Below are 17,002 nucleotides of genomic sequence, written 5' to 3'. Positions count from 1 at the left end.
GATTATTAGCAAACATTGATATGGCTTTAGAAATTGAAAGAAAGTATCTGGTTCATTTTGATAAGTGGAATAGCCTAGAGAAACCACAAGGGCAACTATACAGACAGGGATATATCTCAAAAACACCTGAAAAAACCATACGCGTACGACTGACGAATACGACAGGATACCTGACGATAAAAGGCGCCATAAAGGGTATAACCCGTACAGAATTTGAGTATGAAATTCCGAAAGAAGATGCCACGGCACTGCTTAATAATTTTTCAGAATCTGAACTTTCTAAAATAAGGTATAAAGTGTGGCATGCCGGGAAACTCTGGGAAGTAGATGTATTTTTGGGAGAAAACGATGGATTGATAGTAGCAGAAATTGAACTGCAAAGTGAAGACGAACAGTTTGAAATACCCGAATGGATAAGCTATGAAGTAACCGGAGAAAGAAAATATTATAATTCAAGACTATCGGTATTGCCTTATAAAAAATGGTAAAATGAACGAAAAGAGACCTATACGTGAACAGGAAAAAGAACTGATTCATTTCCTCTTATTACAGTTGAATCTGAACCCGACTGATTATCCTTATGATGAATACGTAGATGAATACGAAGGCGGCAAGATGGGGAGCATCAGTCTGGGAGGTGATGTGAACGGCTATGCAGGCGACCTGATACAGGTAGAATATACCGATGCCGACGGAACACCGGTTGTGATTACATTGACGCACGATCATCAGAATCGCCTGCTGGACCTTGATTTCTGGAAAGTAGATTTCTCTAAATTAATTGAATACCCAAGGCCTGATAAAGTTACTGTCCGGGTTGCTGAATAACACATCTATCAAAAAAGAGCGCTTCGGTTATATTTATTCTTATACGCAATGGGCGACAACCCGGTTACTTTCTTAAAAGTACTTCTGAAAGCTTTGTTATCGGTATAACCCACGTCATACATCACCTCGGTAATATTTTTCCTGCTGGTTTCAAAGCGCTTTTTGGCTGCTTCAATTTTTACTCGCTGAATATACTCCATTACCGTATTATTGGTAGCTTTCTTGAAACGGCGTTCCAGGCTTCTCCGGCCAATGGCAAACATATCTGCCAGTAAGTCGAGCGTAATCTTCTCCTCAAAATTCTTTTCTATAAACTCCTGCGCTTTTTTTACGGCATCATCTTCATGTCCTTTCTGGCCGTTAAAAATCATAAATGATGCCTGGCTGTTCCGCTCAATATCAATGGCAAAATACTTAGCAATTTTGATGGTCATATCCCGGTTTACATACTTCTCAACCAGATTCAACAGCAGATTCCAGTATGAAGTTGCCCCGCCGCTGGAATAAAGTCCCTGATCTTCCGTAATAATCTTATCATCAACCAGTTCTACTTCCGGAAACATCACTCTGAAATCATTGGCAGCCAACCAGTGCGTAGAACATCTTCTACCATTCAGTAGTCCGGTTGAAGCCAGTAAAAATGCACCTACACAAAGACTGATTACCTCAGCGCCGTTTTCATACTGCTTTACAATCCACGGCAGAAATTCTTTGTTTGCTTCCAGTGCAGCCAGCATATCTCCGGCCAAAGCAGGCACAAATACAACATCTGTATTTTCAACCTCATCAATGGTTGCATCCGTATGCACTGTAAACGCATTGTCATGCAATTTCACCTCTTTGGTAAGCCCGACGAGCTCAACATGAAAAGCGGCAGGTTTACCCTCTGACAGTAAAAACTGATTAGCCGTGGTAAAGGTTAGGCGCGGGTCGTTGACACTGGCCAACACGGCACTTTCAGGAACCAGAATACTTATTTTCCTCATAGAATTAAAGTAGAAAGAATGGCGGGTTTGCCCCTATTATTGTCGTTTTTAACCCACATCAAAAATAGTAAATACTCTTAATTTTGTATACATTATACCAATATTTAATCTATGAATCCTATTGAAGTTTCAAACACCAAAAGCCTGATTAAGGTAACAGATGCCTGTATCGACGATTCGACTTTTGAATGCGTAAGTTTAGCAAACGTACATTTCTTTGATGTGAACCTCTCCGGTGTCAAAATTACCAACGCCAATATGAGCGACATGGAAATTAAAGATGCACAATTAGGCGGAGCCTATATTCATGGTATCGGCTTGCCACCTGAAGACCATCCTGCGTATGTTCCGGGAGCCAAACAGCGCCCTATTACTTTTGAAGACTGTGAGTTGGAAGGAAGTACCATAACCAATTGCAATCTTACTAATGTGGTTATCAAAGATTGTAACATTAAGGGATTGATAGTCAATGGCTATCCTATTGAAGATTTATTAGCTTATTATAACAATGGTAATTAATAAAGTCCTATTTTTAAATAGTGAATCGTTTTCGCAGTCCTTCAATTAAATTACCTAAGCAACCCTTTATAAAATGGCAAAAAAAGTATCAGACGCTGAAAAAGTAAGTGAGTTCATGACTCAACTGGAGCACCCTCTTAAAACCGAAATAGAGGCAGTAAGAGATATTATTAAAAATACCGATAGTAAAATTTCTGAACGTATTAAATGGGCTGCTCCCAGTTATTATTACAAAGAAGACCTGGTGACATTTAACCATCGGGCTCAGGATTGTGTACATCTCATTTTCCATCATCCGAATATAGAAAAAATAAGTTCGCCGATTCTGGAAGGCAATTATGTTTCCAGACGCATGACTTATTTGCGAACCATGGAAGAAATTGAAACCCACAAGGCAGAAATAGAAAGAATTCTGAACCAGTTGATTGCCTACCTCGACGAATAAAATGCCAGACACTAATTAGCCTGGAATTTCTCCCGATAGGCCGTTGGGGTCATACCGACTATTTTTCTGAAAATTCTTCTGAACGCCTTTGGGTCATTATAACCTGAGCTAAAAATCACCTCCCCCATGTGATGATTGGTTTGCTCTAGTAATTTTTTGGCGGCTTCAATTCTTATCTGTTGCAGGTACTCAATGGGTGGTATACCGGTTATCTGCTTGAATCGCCTCAACACATTTCTTCTGCTCGACGGAATATCCTTTATGAGTTCTTCAATCGTTTCAGCCTCCTGGTAGTTGGACTCAATTTTTTTCTGAACCATGGCAACAATGTTATCGTTATGATCATGAAAAGGCTGAAAAGTACTGAAATACGATTGGCATTGCCTGTCCATATCAATGGCAAAAATCTTGGCAATTTTTACGGCCACATCTTTATTGCAGTATTTTTGAACCAGATGCAGCAAAAGATGAAAAGTGGAGGTAGAGCCGCCGCTGGTATACAATCTGCCATCCTGCGTTACAGTTTTGTCTCCTTTCAGTAAAACCTCCGGAAAAGCCGCCGTAAATGCCGGACAAGCATCTACATGCGTTGTGGCAATTTTTCCATTCAGTAAACCACTGGCGGCTAGCAGAAATACTCCTGTACAAAACGTAGCAATCTCGGCTCCTTTCTGAAATTGTTGATTCAACCAGGGAATATATGCTCTGTTTTTCCCGATGGTTTGTTGCATATTTTCTGTACTGAACGATGGTATCAGTATTAAATCTACGAAGGTATCTTCTTCTATCTTTCTGACCGGATAACCATGAAACGTATCGGCCATAGATTGCCCTGCAGTGGCAATCTGATATAAACTTATGTCAAAGGGAATAGCTCTTTCTGCAGTCTTATAAATTTTATTGGCGGCGTCAAACACATCTAAAATAGCTGCAATGCTTAGCAATCTGTAATCGTTGGGCAGCAATATACCTACGTTTGTCATAGTCTTTTTTTTGTAAAAATAGAAAAAAATTGTCTCAAACACCCCCCACAAATGACTTTTTTGGCACCCTTGAAACTGGTATTTGTTCTGTAGTTTTGTTTAATAATTGGCAATTAACTTTAAATACAAGGGCAACAATTAATACTCATATTAGTTTCTCTGGTAATAGCGCAGGTGCATTCGACTTTAAAATCAGTTCTAACGCCGGTATTGGCATGTGTATCAACAAATTTAGTATCCGTTAGATAATCAATTATAACTATAAATAAACCATAACATGAAAGTAATCAGGAAATCTATTGAAATAGCAGCTCCTAAAGAAAAAATCTGGGATGTGCTACTGCAAGATCATTACGGTAGAATCTGGATGGGAATATTCAGCCCGGGTTCTCATGCCGTTACCGATTGGGAATTAGGCAGTAAAGTATTATTTACTGATGATTCAGGCAGCGGCGGTGTTTTTGGTAGGATAATCATAAAAGAACCTTATGATATCATTTCGATAGAGTATGACGGCATTTTGAATGACGGTAAAGAAGACTCTGAAAGCGAGCAAGCCAAACCATGGGTAGGCACTCATGAAACCTATCGGTTAAGCGAAAAAGGTGACAAAACTTTACTGGAGATTGAGTCTGATATGACGGATGATTTCTATGAGATGATGTCGGAAAAATGGGATGAAGCCTTGCTGAAAATTGAAGAATTAGCAACAGGTAAATAAACAAATCTGAAAACAGCAAATGGTCGAGGTTTTTAAAACAAATATTCAGGAGAGAAAACAGGCCTCCGTTCTTTTCGAGATTTTATCGAAACATTTTCCGTATGTCAAAATAAATTTTGATCTGGAAGATTGCGACAAAATTCTCAGAATAGAAGGGGAAAGCATATCGAATGAACGAATAATCAGCCTCATCAATACCAATGGCTATCAATGCCAGGCATTGGAGTAATTATAAGCAGTTGCGAACTTTATTGATTTTTTTTTGAAGTTTGTTTCTTAATGCTTACTTTTGCACCACAAAACCAAAGCGGTTTTAGGGCCTATAGCTCATTCGGTTAGAGCAACTGACTCATAATCAGTAGGTGCCTGGTTCGATTCCAGGTGGGCCCACAAAATTGACAAAAGCTACACCTGAAGTGTAGCTTTTTTATTTTCATGTTTTATCAGAATTCCTTCTGTTGAAATAACTCCAATTTTTACGCCTCAATGTCATATACCAGCAAAGGTATATCTGTTTTGTTTATGATTTCTTTCGATTTGCTGGGGTTCACTATTTCAGAAAGAAAATTATGATGATGGCGCGCCACTACCACTATATCAGCTTTATGCGTATTAGCGGCATGCAATAAGCCCTCGCTCACTTTGTCGGCCTTAATGGCTTCAAAAGAAAAATTCTCTTTCGGGAAGCTTTTCTGAATATCTTCCAGCATCTGGTTATCATCCTGAATATCCGGTTCAAAAGCAACGCTGATTTTTATAAGTGTCACTCTCGATCCAAGTTTTCCGGCAAACTCAAAAACTCGGGCTAATACTTCTTTTTCTTCGCTCTCCAACTCGGTTCCATAAATAATATTCCCGAAAGCCGGTTGTTGGTTTGAAGCCGGTACAACCAACACTGGTATGCTTGTATTTTTCACAATGCTGGAAGCGCTGCTGCCTATTATTCTATCAATAAAAGAGTTTTCGGGAGTTTTGCCTACAACAATCAGGTCTGCTCCTTTTTCTTCGGCATAATCAGAAATACTGGATGATAAACTACCCATAATCAATTCGCTCTCCGCTTTGATTTGCTTATTTTTAAGCGTTGCTACTATCTCCTTTAATTGATCATCATAACTATTTATCACTTCTTCCTGCAATGAAACAGGAGTAATATTTTCAAAAGAAAGATTAGGATCTGGCGATGCTATAGGAAAATACACATGCACAACCGACAATTCTGCATGAAATTGTTCTGCCAGAAAAGCTGCATATTTCAATGCCCCATCTGAACTCTCTGAAAAATCTGTGGCTACTACTATTTTTTTCATGACGTTATTCGTTAAGTTACATGCCTATAAAATTAGTGAAAAAAGGTGTACCACCCTTATACGCAATATTAACTATCTATAAAATTTCTTATGATATTTTATAATTTTGCACAATAAACCAATTAAAGACATAAATCATAGAAGTAATTGCGATTCTTTAAATGAGCTCAGACAGATTAATAAGCCCTGACATTGAGAATTTCTATACACAAACCTCAGAAGAGGTGCGTCTTCAGTTAGGCCTTGGCCCTCTTGAATTTGAACGAAACAAAGACTTAATACAACGCTACCTTCCTGCATCGAAAGGCTTGATTCTGGATGTTGGCGGCGGGCCGGGCGCTTATTCGGAATGGCTCGCAGGTCTTGGATACACCGTTCACTTAATAGACCCGGTTCCTAAGCATATCAAACAGGCAAACAAAAAAGCAAACGGACTCAAGAAGCCGTTCAAAGCCAGTTTAGGTGAAGCACGAAAGCTTGATATACCCGGCGAATCGGCAGATGTGGTTATTTTGCACGGCCCTTTGTATCATTTACAAAAAAAAGAAGATAGAATAGCCGCCCTGCTGGAAGCCCGACGAGTTTTAAAAAAGAACGGCATATTATTGGGCTTTGCCATCAATTACGCAGCCTCTACCATTGCAGGCTTGTTGAATGGTTTTATGCACGAACCCGGGTTCATCGATATGTGTAAACAGGAACTACTAACGGGTATTCATACCCCACCTAAAAATATGCCCGGCTCACTTGCTGAGGCGTTCTATCATAAGCCGGAGCAGCTAATCGGAGAATTCAAAGAAGCCGGAGTTGAATTTCTAAATATTCATGCGGTAGAAGGGATTGTGTGGCTGGACAAGAAATACTTTGAAAGCCGGGGCGACGTTACAAAAAAGCAGGTTATAATGGATTTGCTGCGCATTACTGAAAATGATCAGGCTTTATTGGCATTAAGCCCGCACATGATGATTGCCGCACGAAAAATATAACCCGAAATGACTGAGAAATATGGACTAATATAAATAACAGCTATTACTGCTATTCTTCATAGGTTTAACTTATATTTGACAACTTCAATCTAAACACATAAACCTATTTAGCCATGCCCAATATAAAGAACTTCAGAGCTTTTTTAACGAAACAACAAAAAGACGAACCTACTTTCTCACTTAGCGGAATAGAGGAAAAACTTGAACTGCCCGATTTATTGTTGCAACATTTCTTAAAAGGCAGAAAAGACCTGGGTAATCATACCGATAAGGTTATAGATTTTTTCTCATCAATCGGCTACGACGACAATCAGGCCTATTAATAAATTGATTCTGTTCAAATATCCGGCTGGAGACGCTCAATCTTTTTTCTGAATTGAAGGGGTGTTGTGCCCTCATATTTTTTAAAAAGCCTGCTGAAGTATGATTGATCCAGCAAGCCTACTTCAGCAGCAATCTCGTTGATCGACAAATTACTCTGATACAAAAGTACCTTGGCTTCCAGCACAATGGTCTCATCTATCCATCTGGTTGGCGATTTCCCTGTTACAGCTTTAACCGACTTATTGAGATGATTTGCCGTGATGTTCAATAGGGCTGCATACTCACTAACCAGATGTTTGGTTTTCAGATGAGCCGACAGCAATTCTTTGAATCGGCTCGAAATATCAAGCGCCTTTGAACGTGGTATTTCTACGCTGGTTTTATATACATTGTTTACCTCACATAGCAAGGCCAAAAGATATGACTGGATAATTTCCCTGTTCTGTAAGCCATTGATTTCATAGCCAATCAGTAATCTGTCTAGCAACTGTTTCACAAACCCGGAGGTTTGGCCATCTAAACTTATTTTAGGATTGCCCCATCCGCGCAGAAACTCAAACTCCCGCACCACATCATTTTTAGCCAGTTTACCTATAAAGATTTCTTCATGAAAGCTTAACAGATACCCTTTATTGATATCGATGTTGTCGAACGAGAATACCTGCCCCGCCGGTATCACCAGACATTCGTCTTTTACTATTCTGTAGCTCTCACTACCAATCCGCATGATTGCTTCGCCCTCGGTCAGATAAATAAAGTTATGGGTGAGTGTTCTGGCCGGGGGCACCGGGAGTTTCATTAACCGTATCATTTCCTCTACCCGCACAGCAAAAAATTTGCCGAAGTCAGTTTTTAAAATAGCATTCAGGCGTTCGTCCTGCTTTATAAAATTGCTTCGATACAATTCGGTATTATAGGTTTTTATCCGATGTTTTTTCTCCACTTTATTATGCGGCTGTTTATTGGCTAAATATCAGAAATTGTCTACTGTTCCTGAAAAAGTTTCTTATCAGCCCAGAAAGTACCAAAAGGTATTACTGATGCAAGCAGAGCCAGGAATGTCTTTTTGAACGACCAGTTTTGTTCAATTTTCACTTGAATAACCGCAAAAACATACAGAATAAATAATAACCCGTGCACCAGCCCGAAAGCCTTGTTCGGAGCCGGATTATCAAAGGCATATTTCATTGGCATAGTAATAAACAATAATATCAAGAAAGATACACCTTCAATAAAAGCTAATAGGCGTAACCTGCCCAGTTGTGTTTTCAATAAATCTAGCATTCGGTTTTTATTTAAAAATTTCTAAAAAAGGGACGGAACCATGGTATGGCCAATAAAATAAGAAACAACCCGACAGAAAAATAAATGATGATGGCTTTGAACTTTGCCCGGTCGGTTTCGGCTCGCTTAGAGATGGATCCGCCTATTGTCATCACTACAATAGAACCAAACATCATAGCTATGTGGTAAATACCAAAGAATCTGATTTCATCGTTACCTCCGGAACCACTCTTCATGAAATAGCCCGTAATAGGGCTCAATACAAAATATAACGTAAAGCCGATAAGCAATTGTGTATGGCTGATGGTATTTGCCAATACGCGCGCCAGGCTGTCTGCACGGTTATAAGAGCGCTTCGCCATAAAACCCTGTATGCTACGCGCAATTGCATACAGTAGGCTTATCAGAACAAGCCAACGAAAAACCGCGTGAAAAAAAATGATAGTGTTGTACATAAATAGTCTCAATTGGTGCACAAAATTAGAGACTATTCCGTATCTGTTGTTAGGATTGATAAATCAAAAAACAGGACGTTTCAATCATTTTGTCTCAAAATTGGTCATCGTCCTTAATCATTATAGACCCACTCCAATACCTCACCGTCATCGGGGTCAGTTACTACACCCACGCATATGAAATTATTCTTTTCCAGTATCCGGCATGAAAACTTGTTCTCAGGCAATGTTCGGGCTGTAATTTTAACAGCAGGGTCTGCATTGAGAGATAAACCAACCAACAGACCACAAATATCTGTTCCAATTCCTTTCTGCTTATATCCTTCCATGGTTCCATAGGCTATTTCAATAGCGCCATTTATGGGTTTCCCTTTTATACCGGCACTGCCCACAATATTTCCATTGTCTTTCACAAAATAACAGATCCATGGCGGATTGTATCCTACCCGTTCGTAAAACTCAACGGTCATATCGACTATTTCATTACATTCCGGGTTAGATAGAAACTCAATATTGTCATCCATAGACTCTCTTATCGGTACTAATTCCATATTCATAACAAGTTTAATTCTGATATCTGTTTAAAATTTTAAAGTCTTTTTTTCAATACATTAATCCTTAATCAAAGGTTTTATATATTCCCCTTAAATCTGTCATAATTTTAATGATAATGCATTTCCCTCGGGAAACTGATGGCATCATTTTTGTTTATTTTTTTCTGCAAAAAATACAATCTTATGTTTTTATTTTTTAATTTCCTGCTGATTTTATTAATCGCTAGTGCCCTCAAGACTTTGCTGAACCCTATAATAGTACGGATTAGCTCTAACAAATTTCATCATGAAATGTAAATTTTTACTATTTTTTTGCTTTTTATTGTCAAACTCGCTGATTGGGCAAATCCTTAAACCTTCGTTCAGGCATATTTCAACCAATAATGGTCTTTCTCAAGGGCATGTCAGTGCCATACTTAAAGGTAAAAAAGGCTTTATGTGGTTTGCTACTGACGAAGGTCTCAATAAATATGATGGCTATAAGTTCATTGTTTACAAACATATTTCTGAAGATAGTCTGAGCCTCAGTGACAGCTACATTTATGATATTCTCGAAGACAGCGAAGAGAATATCTGGATTGCCACTTCTAATGGGCTAGACAAATTCAATAGAGCACAAGATAATTTTTCGCGTTTTTTCGATCAGGATATACAGGTAAATGCCAAGGATATTTTTCAGGATAGCAAAAAGAGACTATGGCTTGGTACAGCCCAGGGACTTTACCTGATTGATGCAAAGACAGGTTCATATAAAATATTCAGACATGACCCGAAAAACAAAAACAGTCTGAGCCACGATTTTATATTCAGAATTGAAGAAGACAAAGACGGCTGGCTCTGGATTGGTACAAAGTATGGGTTAACCAGATTTAACCCTGAAACCAATACTTTTAAACACTATTTTAATGATCCTAAAAATCCCGGAAGCATTGCCGGAGATATTGTGAGAGCCGTTTACAGAGATTCAAAGAACAATATCTGGATAGGAACGCTCGGCAAAGGGGTGTCCAGGTATAATTATTCAGAAAACACCTTTGATACTTTCAGGCATGATCCGAAGAACCCAAACAGCATCGGCCATAATGATATCATGTCGTTTATGGAAGATAAAGAAGGGAATATCTGGGTTGGTACAGAAAATGGGGGCATAAGTGTTTATGGCGCCAGATCTAAGCATTTTCAGACTTTTGTGAATGATGCCAAAGATGAAACTTCTCTTAGCAACAACTCGGTCTATTGCATGTATCTCGACGATCTGGGTAGCATATGGGTAGGAACTTATTCAGGCGGTGTCAATTTTCTTCCGAAGTTTGGTAACAAATTCTCCGTTTATAAAGAAGGTTCTGCAAAAAATGGCCTGCAAAAGAGCAGCATACTTGCCATTTCGGGCGACGAGAAAGGGAATGTATGGCTAGGCACTGACGGTGGAGGGCTTACCTATTTTGATAAGAAAAACAACACTTTTACTACGTATAGAAACCAAGCCTCAAATCCGAAAAGCATTAATTCTGATCATGTGGTTTCGGTAGTTGAAATAAACCAGGACTTATTGGGGGTTGGACTTTATCTGGGTGGATTCGACGTGTTTAACAAAAAGACAGGGCAATTCAAGCATCACATGCCAGATAAAAACAATCCTAAGAGCATTTCGTCAGAAAGCATTTTCAGCATGGTGAAGGCCAGAGACGGTGGGCTATGGCTGGGTACGCTTACCAATGGTCTGAGTTATTTCGACCCCAAAACTGGAAATTTCACTAATTATCTTCATGATCCTGACAACTCTAACAGTATCGCCAACGATTTTGTAAAAACAATTTATGAAGACGACAACGATATTCTATGGGTAGGCACTGAAAACGGCTTAGATGCTTTCAATAAAAAAACGAAAAAGTTCACCCATTTTACCCATAAGAACAACGATATAACCAGTGTCGGCAACAATAGTATTCAGGTAATAACAGAGGCCGATAAGAATCATTTATGGGTCGGCACAACTGACGGCCTAAGCTTAATGGATAAGAAAACGCTTACTTTTCAAACACTCCGCGAAAAAGATGGCCTTTCTAACAATTCAATTAATGGTATTCTAAAAGACAAAAAAGGGAACTTCTGGATTAGTACCAACAGAGGTATTTCTAAGTATAATCCATCTACCAAAGTATTCCGAAAATATGGTATTTCAGACGGTCTTCAGGCCAATGAGTTTAAGCCTCGCTCGGCATTTCAGACCATTGACGGAGAAATGTTTTTCGGTGGGCCTGACGGACTGAATACGTTTTATCCCGACAGCATGAAAGATAATACCTATATACCTCCGGTACGTATAACCGACTTTCAGATATTCAATAAGTCGGTTAGTATCAGCAGAGAAAAAGGTTCTCCATTAAAGCGGGCTATTACCGAAGCAGATAAGATTGTTCTTACACACCAACAGTCGGTTATTTCCTTTGAATTCTCCGCTCTGAACTACATTCTGCCGGAGCAAAATCAGTATGCATACATATTAGAAGGTTTCGACGAAAACTGGAATTATATAGGTAACAGGCGCCGGGCAACTTATACCAATCTTGACCCCGGCACATACACATTCAGGGTGAAGGCCTCAAATAACGACGGCGTCTGGAATGAACAGGGCACGTCTATCACCATTAAAGTGCTCCCCCCCTTCTGGGAAACCTGGTGGTTCCGGACCATTCTCATTGCCAGTATTTTAGGAATAGCCTATCTCTTTTACAAGTATAGGATCAGGAGAATCGAGAGACAAAAGATGCTTCTTGAAAAACAGGTAGAAAGCAGAACCGAGCAATTGCAGAAATCAACAGAAGATGAGCTGAAAGCACGCAAAGAAGCTGAAAAGGCTAATCTGGCCAAAAGTATTTTTCTGGCAACCATGAGCCATGAAATCCGTACGCCATTGAATGGTATTATAGGCATGACTTCATTACTGGAAGAAACTGAATTGAGTGAAGAACAAAAGAGTTACACAGATACTATCCATACCTGCGGCGAAAGCTTGTTGAGTGTTATTAACGATATTCTGGATTTCTCTAAAATTGAATCCGGCAATATGGAATTGGAATTGAAAGATTTCGATGTACGGAATTGTCTGGAAGAAGTAGTAGATGTTTTTGCCGAAAGAGTAGCGAAATCGAACATTGATTTACTGTACCAAATAGATTGGGACGTACCTACTCAAATCATCGGTGACAACCTCCGTCTCCGCCAGGTGCTACTCAATCTCATTGGTAATGCCATTAAATTTACCCATAAGGGCGAAATATTCATTCGAGTGTTTCAGATAAAGACAGAGAATAATAAAGTAGAATTAGGCTTTCAAGTGAAAGACACCGGCATAGGTATATCTGGCGATAAAATAGACAAGCTGTTTAAATCTTTTTCTCAGGTCGACTCCTCAACTACCAGAAAATACGGAGGCACAGGTTTAGGCCTGGCTATTAGCGAAAAACTCGTCAAACTAATGGGTGGCAGGATCGACGTGAACAGTGAAATTGACACAGGAACAACCTTTACTTTTACTATCAAAGTAGAGATTAGCTCTGTTAAAATAACTGCGTTGCCGTTAAACATGGATATTTTAACCAGTAAAACAGCTTTGATAATTGACGATAACCAGACCAACCTGAATATCCTCAAGGCACAGTTGGATCATTGGAAAATGATACCGACCCTCTCTTCATCTGCAAAAGAGGGGCTGGATCTTGTGAAGGATAACAACAGTTTCGATATCATTATTACAGACATGCAAATGCCTGAAATGGATGGAATTGAGTTAGCTTTGAATATCAGAAAAAAGGCGCCGAAAATCCCTGTCATATTGTTGAGTTCCATCACTGATACTTTCTATAAGGAATACCCTGATTTGTTTTCTGCAGTGCTTACCAAACCTGCCAAGCAACAGATTCTTTGCCGGACTATTCATAATCAGGTTATGTCTAAAGTTCTTGCGGCACCTGTAGAAAAGGTATCAGGCACTACAGCACAAAAACTATCGGTTGATTTTGCAAAGCAGTATCCGATGAAAATTCTTGTAGCAGAAGATTATATCATGAATCAGAAACTTGCGCTGAGAATCCTGAGTAAGTTGGGTTATGAGGCCGATCTGGCCGAAAACGGAACCGAGGTGCTGGAAGCACTTAAGCATAAGAAGTATGATTTAATACTAATGGACGTTCAGATGCCTGAAATGGACGGTCTAACAGCTACCGGACATATCCGGAAACAGACAACCGATCAGCCCTTTATTATTGCCATGACTGCCAATGCTTTGCAGGAAAGCAGAGACGAGTGTATCAAAGCGGGTATGGACGACTACATCAGTAAACCTATTAATCTGGAATTTCTGGTAGCGTTGCTGGAAAAATGGGGGAAATTAATAGACAGGAAAACTTGAAATGAACTGATACAAGAATTTTAATTATACGAGCTGCTGACAAAATTCAGCAGCTCGTATTGTTATTTAATGATGCTATTATTGGCCTGAGGGCTGAGGAATTTCCTGCCCTAAAGCAACGGGTTTACCTAAAAATGGTGTTCCGTCTGAATTCCAGGTAAAAGGTTGCATACGCGGCGACCGGTTATTACCACACCCCTGGTTGGGCTCAGGATTAGCATGATACATAATCCAATGCTCTTTGTTATCCGGCGATTTGAAAAAGGAATTATGACCCGGGGCAAAGGCTTTGCCTGCATGGTTGCCTTTAAAGATTGGTTCGGTCGCCTTTTTCCATGAAGAGGCCTGCATTAAGTCAGACTTGGCATCTGCCTCTAGTAAGCCCAAAGTATAGCTGTCTGTCCAGCAGCCACTTGCCGAAAACACAATGAATATCTTTTTACTATTATCCGACTGCCTTAAAAACTGAGGGCCTTCATTAACCACAGGCAAAGTATTGCCAGACCCCATTTTCTCCCATGCGTGCTCCGGGCTTGATATTTTGGTTCTGGTACCATCTATCGTCCACGGGTTCTTCAATTTAGCTATATAAATATTCTGGCTTACATTCTCGGCTCCTTCCCAACCCGACCATATGGCATACAGTTGCTTGTTTACTTCAAAAATGGACATATCAATAGCCCACCGGTTAGTCGGGTCTGTTATTTTTCCTTTCAGAGTCCAATTTGTAGTAGTCGGGTCTGCGTCCGGATTCTCAAGAACCCACATCCGGTGATTATCATTCTTACCGTCGTCGGCAGCTACATATACGTACCATTTGCCATTCAGAAAATGCAGCTCCGGAGCCCACAGTTCTCGTGAATATTCTCCTGTCGCAGGGGGTGTCCACACCACTTTACCTTGCGTTTCGGATAATTGGGCCAGATTCTTGGTTTTCCATAAGGTTATATTTCTGCCGGTAGTGTGGCAATAGTAATAAAAGCTATCTTTTCTGATTACCCATGGGTCTGGGCCGGTTTGTAAAAGAGGATTTTTAAAGGTGGCATTTTGAGCCTGAACGGGATTAATTGGCAACAGACCAATCAGGAAAATTCCTAAAAGCAGATTTTTCAACATGATTCAGATTATGATTGAATAAATATAAAAGCGAAAAGCTTTAAGCGAAGCTAAAATAGTAACTGATTGGCTATTCAGCAAATGAATGTGTGAAGATTGGGTTCGGCAAAGGGCAATAAAAAAGGCGGATAAACCGCCTTTCTATTAATGGTGTCCCTCGTCGGCATGTGTTCGGTTATAGCCATTAGCAAATGTAATGCCTATTGCGATAAGCCCGAGTATTAAGACAAATAAATCGCCGAAAATCCAAAGAATAGCCATGATTACTAAAAAAAGTGCTAACATGAACCAGCTTGGGAGCGCTTTAGATGCAGATGATTTTGCCATAATTTATCTTGATACGTTAGATTCTGAGCGCAAGTTATGATATAAGTGTCAGAATTGAAAAACTTTACTTTATTTTCTCGTAAAAAAACAGATTCCCATCAGCCAGTACCGAACCCATAGGTGCGCTTTGATGTAACACCAGATAATTGGGAGCTGCCGTAAAATACAAATAAGAATAGGTCTTGCTATCTTCAAAAATCAGCTTACTTAACGGAGGGTCAGCCTCTTTATCAATACTGATACTTACCTGCGATTTCTCAACTACTTTACCATCTTTACTGCGGGTAAAACTTTGTTCGGATACGCTAAACTCCAGAATTTCTTCATATTCCGGCACCTTTTCGGTAGGGCCTCCGGGGGCCGGGAATCCAACACCAATCTTCATCAATTTCCATTGCCCGTCTATTTGATACATTAAGGGGTCAGGAGTACTTTTCTCACAGGAAATCAGCAATAGAACCGCGCAGATAAAAGTCAATGAGGTTTTCATACAGTCAAAGTTTTCAAGTATTGACGCCTGTTTTCGCCAAAAGGTTGGAATCTAAAAATCAAACTCTATAATATCAGGGTCGTTCAATAGATTCTTTATAATTTTTTCATGATTTTTTTCGGTTCCTCTTACTGTCCAGGTACCGCTGATCCGGTCACTAGATTTGGTCTGCATATTTCTTTCTGCTTCCAGGCTGAACTTCTCAAACAGATGTTCATAGTGTTTCAATGTATCATTATTATATATACAGACAATCCGATAGGTACGTATAAGATTCCTCCGTTTGATTCTCACCTGCAATGGCACCAGTACATATAATGCAAAAATTACAAGAAGCATGGCAAAAAAACCTGTTTCGTAGAGTTCACGGCCTACTCCTACACATAAACCCAGTGCAGCCGTAACCCATGCAGTAGCAGCAGTTGTAATACCTGTGATGCGTCCGCTCGAATTATCTCTGAAAATAATTCCTCCGCCTACAAATCCGATACCGGTCACTATATTGGCGGCAATACGCGAGGGATCAGAACCTAGTTTGATAGAAACCAACGTAAACAGTGTAGAGCCTAAGCAAATCAGTATCATGGTTCGTAAGCCGGCAGACTTACTGTGATACTCCCGCTCAAATCCAATAATTGCTCCTGTACCTGCCGAAATCAGGAGTTTGATAATATCCTCAGTAACAAAATCTATAAACATATTGTATGTCTTGGTAGTTTAATACTAAAATCGTGTTTGTATATACGCAACAATATATCTGATAACAACCAACAAAAGTAGTATTTTACGATTTCCTGTAAAACTTAACACGTTTTTTTTGTTTTTCTGAATACAGTTAGTTGTATTTGTAAATTAATTTAACAATACCATAAATCAATATGAAAACCGATCTTAAGCAAAAAACTTCTGAAATAGTAGCAGCACTAGAGCATATAGCAAGTGTTGATGCTTCCAGCAAAAAGATAAAAAAGGCCATCGATAAGACCGCTAAAAAACTGGCAAAAAAAATAGCTAAAGTAACCAAGGAAGCTGAAAAAGATAAGAAAAGAGAAGAGAAAAAAGCGCTGAAACAAGCAGAGGCAAAAACAAAAAAAGATAAACAAAAAGACAAAAAGGTAACCACAGCGCCAAAAACTGCAACTCCAAAACCAGCTGCTGCACCGGTATCTTCTGAACCAAAAGTAGCAACTCCTGAGCCTGCAGTAAAACCTAAAGCGGTAGCTCCTGCAAAGCTGAAAGAAGAAACTAATTAAGTTTATCTGT

21 protein-coding genes and 1 tRNA gene are annotated in these 17,002 nt (G+C 39.5%); 11 read left to right on the top strand and 11 right to left on the bottom strand.

Annotated elements, in window-relative coordinates; translation table 11 throughout:
- Positions 1-20: 20 nt before the first annotated feature.
- A complete protein-coding gene (locus AC1RRY_RS05250; RefSeq protein ID WP_492817663.1) occupies positions 21-488 on the top strand; it encodes a CYTH domain-containing protein in 468 nt (155 codons plus the stop codon).
- Position 489: 1 nt separating this feature from the next.
- The gene (locus AC1RRY_RS05245; RefSeq protein WP_492817664.1) at positions 490-828 is read left to right on the top strand and encodes a DUF6984 family protein; all 339 of its coding nucleotides are present in this window, start codon (positions 490-492) and stop codon (positions 826-828) included.
- Positions 829-836: 8 nt separating this feature from the next.
- Here the strand turns inward: AC1RRY_RS05245 and AC1RRY_RS05240 are convergent, their stop codons facing one another.
- Complete coding sequence (locus tag AC1RRY_RS05240; RefSeq protein ID WP_492817665.1) at positions 837-1,814, bottom strand: GlxA family transcriptional regulator; 978 nt, start codon at positions 1,812-1,814, stop codon at positions 837-839.
- A 111-nt stretch (positions 1,815-1,925) separates the two neighbouring features.
- Here AC1RRY_RS05240 and AC1RRY_RS05235 point away from each other — a divergent pair, with 111 nt between their 5' ends.
- Together AC1RRY_RS05235 and AC1RRY_RS05230 are read left to right on the top strand one after the other, a co-directional pair.
- Complete coding sequence (locus tag AC1RRY_RS05235; RefSeq protein WP_492817666.1) at positions 1,926-2,333, top strand: pentapeptide repeat-containing protein; 408 nt, start codon at positions 1,926-1,928, stop codon at positions 2,331-2,333.
- 73 nt (positions 2,334-2,406) lie between these two features.
- Entirely contained in the window at positions 2,407-2,778 is a 372-nt protein-coding gene (locus AC1RRY_RS05230) for a DUF1801 domain-containing protein (RefSeq protein WP_492817667.1), read from the top strand.
- 11 nt (positions 2,779-2,789) lie between these two features.
- Here AC1RRY_RS05230 and AC1RRY_RS05225 read toward each other — a convergent pair whose 3' ends face one another.
- A complete protein-coding gene (locus AC1RRY_RS05225) occupies positions 2,790-3,761 on the bottom strand; it encodes a GlxA family transcriptional regulator (RefSeq protein WP_492817668.1) in 972 nt (323 codons plus the stop codon).
- Between the two features lie 277 nt (positions 3,762-4,038).
- Between AC1RRY_RS05225 and AC1RRY_RS05220 the strand changes: the two genes are divergently transcribed.
- From AC1RRY_RS05220 to AC1RRY_RS05210, 3 genes are all read left to right on the top strand, one after another.
- Entirely contained in the window at positions 4,039-4,482 is a 444-nt protein-coding gene (locus tag AC1RRY_RS05220) for an SRPBCC family protein (RefSeq protein WP_492817669.1), read from the top strand.
- Positions 4,483-4,501: 19 nt separating this feature from the next.
- Positions 4,502-4,711 (top strand): hypothetical protein, encoded by a 210-nt coding sequence (locus AC1RRY_RS05215; protein ID WP_492817670.1) that lies wholly within the window; start codon positions 4,502-4,504, stop codon positions 4,709-4,711.
- A gap of 87 nt (positions 4,712-4,798) precedes the next feature.
- Positions 4,799-4,872 (top strand) — tRNA-Ile (locus tag AC1RRY_RS05210).
- A gap of 86 nt (positions 4,873-4,958) precedes the next feature.
- On the opposite strand, the gene AC1RRY_RS05205 is transcribed toward AC1RRY_RS05210, so the two are convergent.
- Positions 4,959-5,792 (bottom strand): universal stress protein, encoded by an 834-nt coding sequence (locus AC1RRY_RS05205; RefSeq protein ID WP_492817671.1) that lies wholly within the window; start codon positions 5,790-5,792, stop codon positions 4,959-4,961.
- 161 nt (positions 5,793-5,953) lie between these two features.
- Here AC1RRY_RS05205 and AC1RRY_RS05200 point away from each other — a divergent pair, with 161 nt between their 5' ends.
- Together AC1RRY_RS05200 and AC1RRY_RS05195 are read left to right on the top strand one after the other, a co-directional pair.
- Positions 5,954-6,778: a class I SAM-dependent methyltransferase gene (locus tag AC1RRY_RS05200; RefSeq protein ID WP_492817672.1), complete on the top strand. Its 825-nt coding sequence runs from the start codon at positions 5,954-5,956 to the stop codon at positions 6,776-6,778.
- Positions 6,779-6,891: 113 nt separating this feature from the next.
- Positions 6,892-7,101, top strand: coding sequence for a hypothetical protein (locus AC1RRY_RS05195; RefSeq protein ID WP_492817673.1), 210 nt, complete (start codon positions 6,892-6,894; stop codon positions 7,099-7,101).
- 14 nt (positions 7,102-7,115) lie between these two features.
- Here the strand turns inward: AC1RRY_RS05195 and AC1RRY_RS05190 are convergent, their stop codons facing one another.
- From AC1RRY_RS05190 to AC1RRY_RS05175, 4 genes are all read right to left on the bottom strand, one after another.
- Positions 7,116-8,045 carry a helix-turn-helix domain-containing protein gene (locus AC1RRY_RS05190; RefSeq protein ID WP_492817674.1) on the bottom strand — a complete coding sequence of 310 codons (930 nt, stop codon included), beginning with the start codon at positions 8,043-8,045 and terminating at the stop codon, positions 7,116-7,118.
- Between the two features lie 41 nt (positions 8,046-8,086).
- Positions 8,087-8,386, bottom strand: coding sequence for a DUF3817 domain-containing protein (locus AC1RRY_RS05185; protein ID WP_492817675.1), 300 nt, complete (start codon positions 8,384-8,386; stop codon positions 8,087-8,089).
- A gap of 11 nt (positions 8,387-8,397) precedes the next feature.
- Positions 8,398-8,748: a hypothetical protein gene (locus AC1RRY_RS05180; RefSeq protein WP_492817676.1), complete on the bottom strand. Its 351-nt coding sequence runs from the start codon at positions 8,746-8,748 to the stop codon at positions 8,398-8,400.
- A gap of 206 nt (positions 8,749-8,954) precedes the next feature.
- Entirely contained in the window at positions 8,955-9,392 is a 438-nt protein-coding gene (locus AC1RRY_RS05175; RefSeq protein WP_492817677.1) for a GNAT family N-acetyltransferase, read from the bottom strand.
- Positions 9,393-9,681: 289 nt separating this feature from the next.
- On the opposite strand from AC1RRY_RS05175, the gene AC1RRY_RS05170 reads away from it, so the two are divergent.
- The gene (locus AC1RRY_RS05170) at positions 9,682-13,806 is read left to right on the top strand and encodes a hybrid sensor histidine kinase/response regulator (protein ID WP_492817678.1); all 4,125 of its coding nucleotides are present in this window, start codon (positions 9,682-9,684) and stop codon (positions 13,804-13,806) included.
- A gap of 78 nt (positions 13,807-13,884) precedes the next feature.
- Here AC1RRY_RS05170 and AC1RRY_RS05165 read toward each other — a convergent pair whose 3' ends face one another.
- From AC1RRY_RS05165 to AC1RRY_RS05150, 4 genes are all read right to left on the bottom strand, one after another.
- Positions 13,885-14,922, bottom strand: a complete 1,038-nt coding sequence (locus AC1RRY_RS05165) for a glycoside hydrolase family 43 protein (RefSeq protein ID WP_492817679.1) — start codon at positions 14,920-14,922, stop codon at positions 13,885-13,887.
- Positions 14,923-15,066: 144 nt separating this feature from the next.
- Positions 15,067-15,249 (bottom strand): hypothetical protein, encoded by a 183-nt coding sequence (locus tag AC1RRY_RS05160; protein WP_492817680.1) that lies wholly within the window; start codon positions 15,247-15,249, stop codon positions 15,067-15,069.
- A 64-nt stretch (positions 15,250-15,313) separates the two neighbouring features.
- Entirely contained in the window at positions 15,314-15,739 is a 426-nt protein-coding gene (locus tag AC1RRY_RS05155) for a hypothetical protein (protein WP_492817681.1), read from the bottom strand.
- 51 nt (positions 15,740-15,790) lie between these two features.
- Positions 15,791-16,438, bottom strand: coding sequence for an MgtC/SapB family protein (locus tag AC1RRY_RS05150; RefSeq protein WP_492817682.1), 648 nt, complete (start codon positions 16,436-16,438; stop codon positions 15,791-15,793).
- A 179-nt stretch (positions 16,439-16,617) separates the two neighbouring features.
- On the opposite strand from AC1RRY_RS05150, the gene AC1RRY_RS05145 reads away from it, so the two are divergent.
- Positions 16,618-16,992: a hypothetical protein gene (locus AC1RRY_RS05145; RefSeq protein WP_492817683.1), complete on the top strand. Its 375-nt coding sequence runs from the start codon at positions 16,618-16,620 to the stop codon at positions 16,990-16,992.
- Positions 16,993-17,002 lie beyond the last annotated feature (10 nt).

It is taken from the genome of Emticicia sp. GW821-FHT11C11, assembly GCF_058808615.1.
This window is presented reverse-complemented; position numbering and strand designations above follow the sequence as displayed.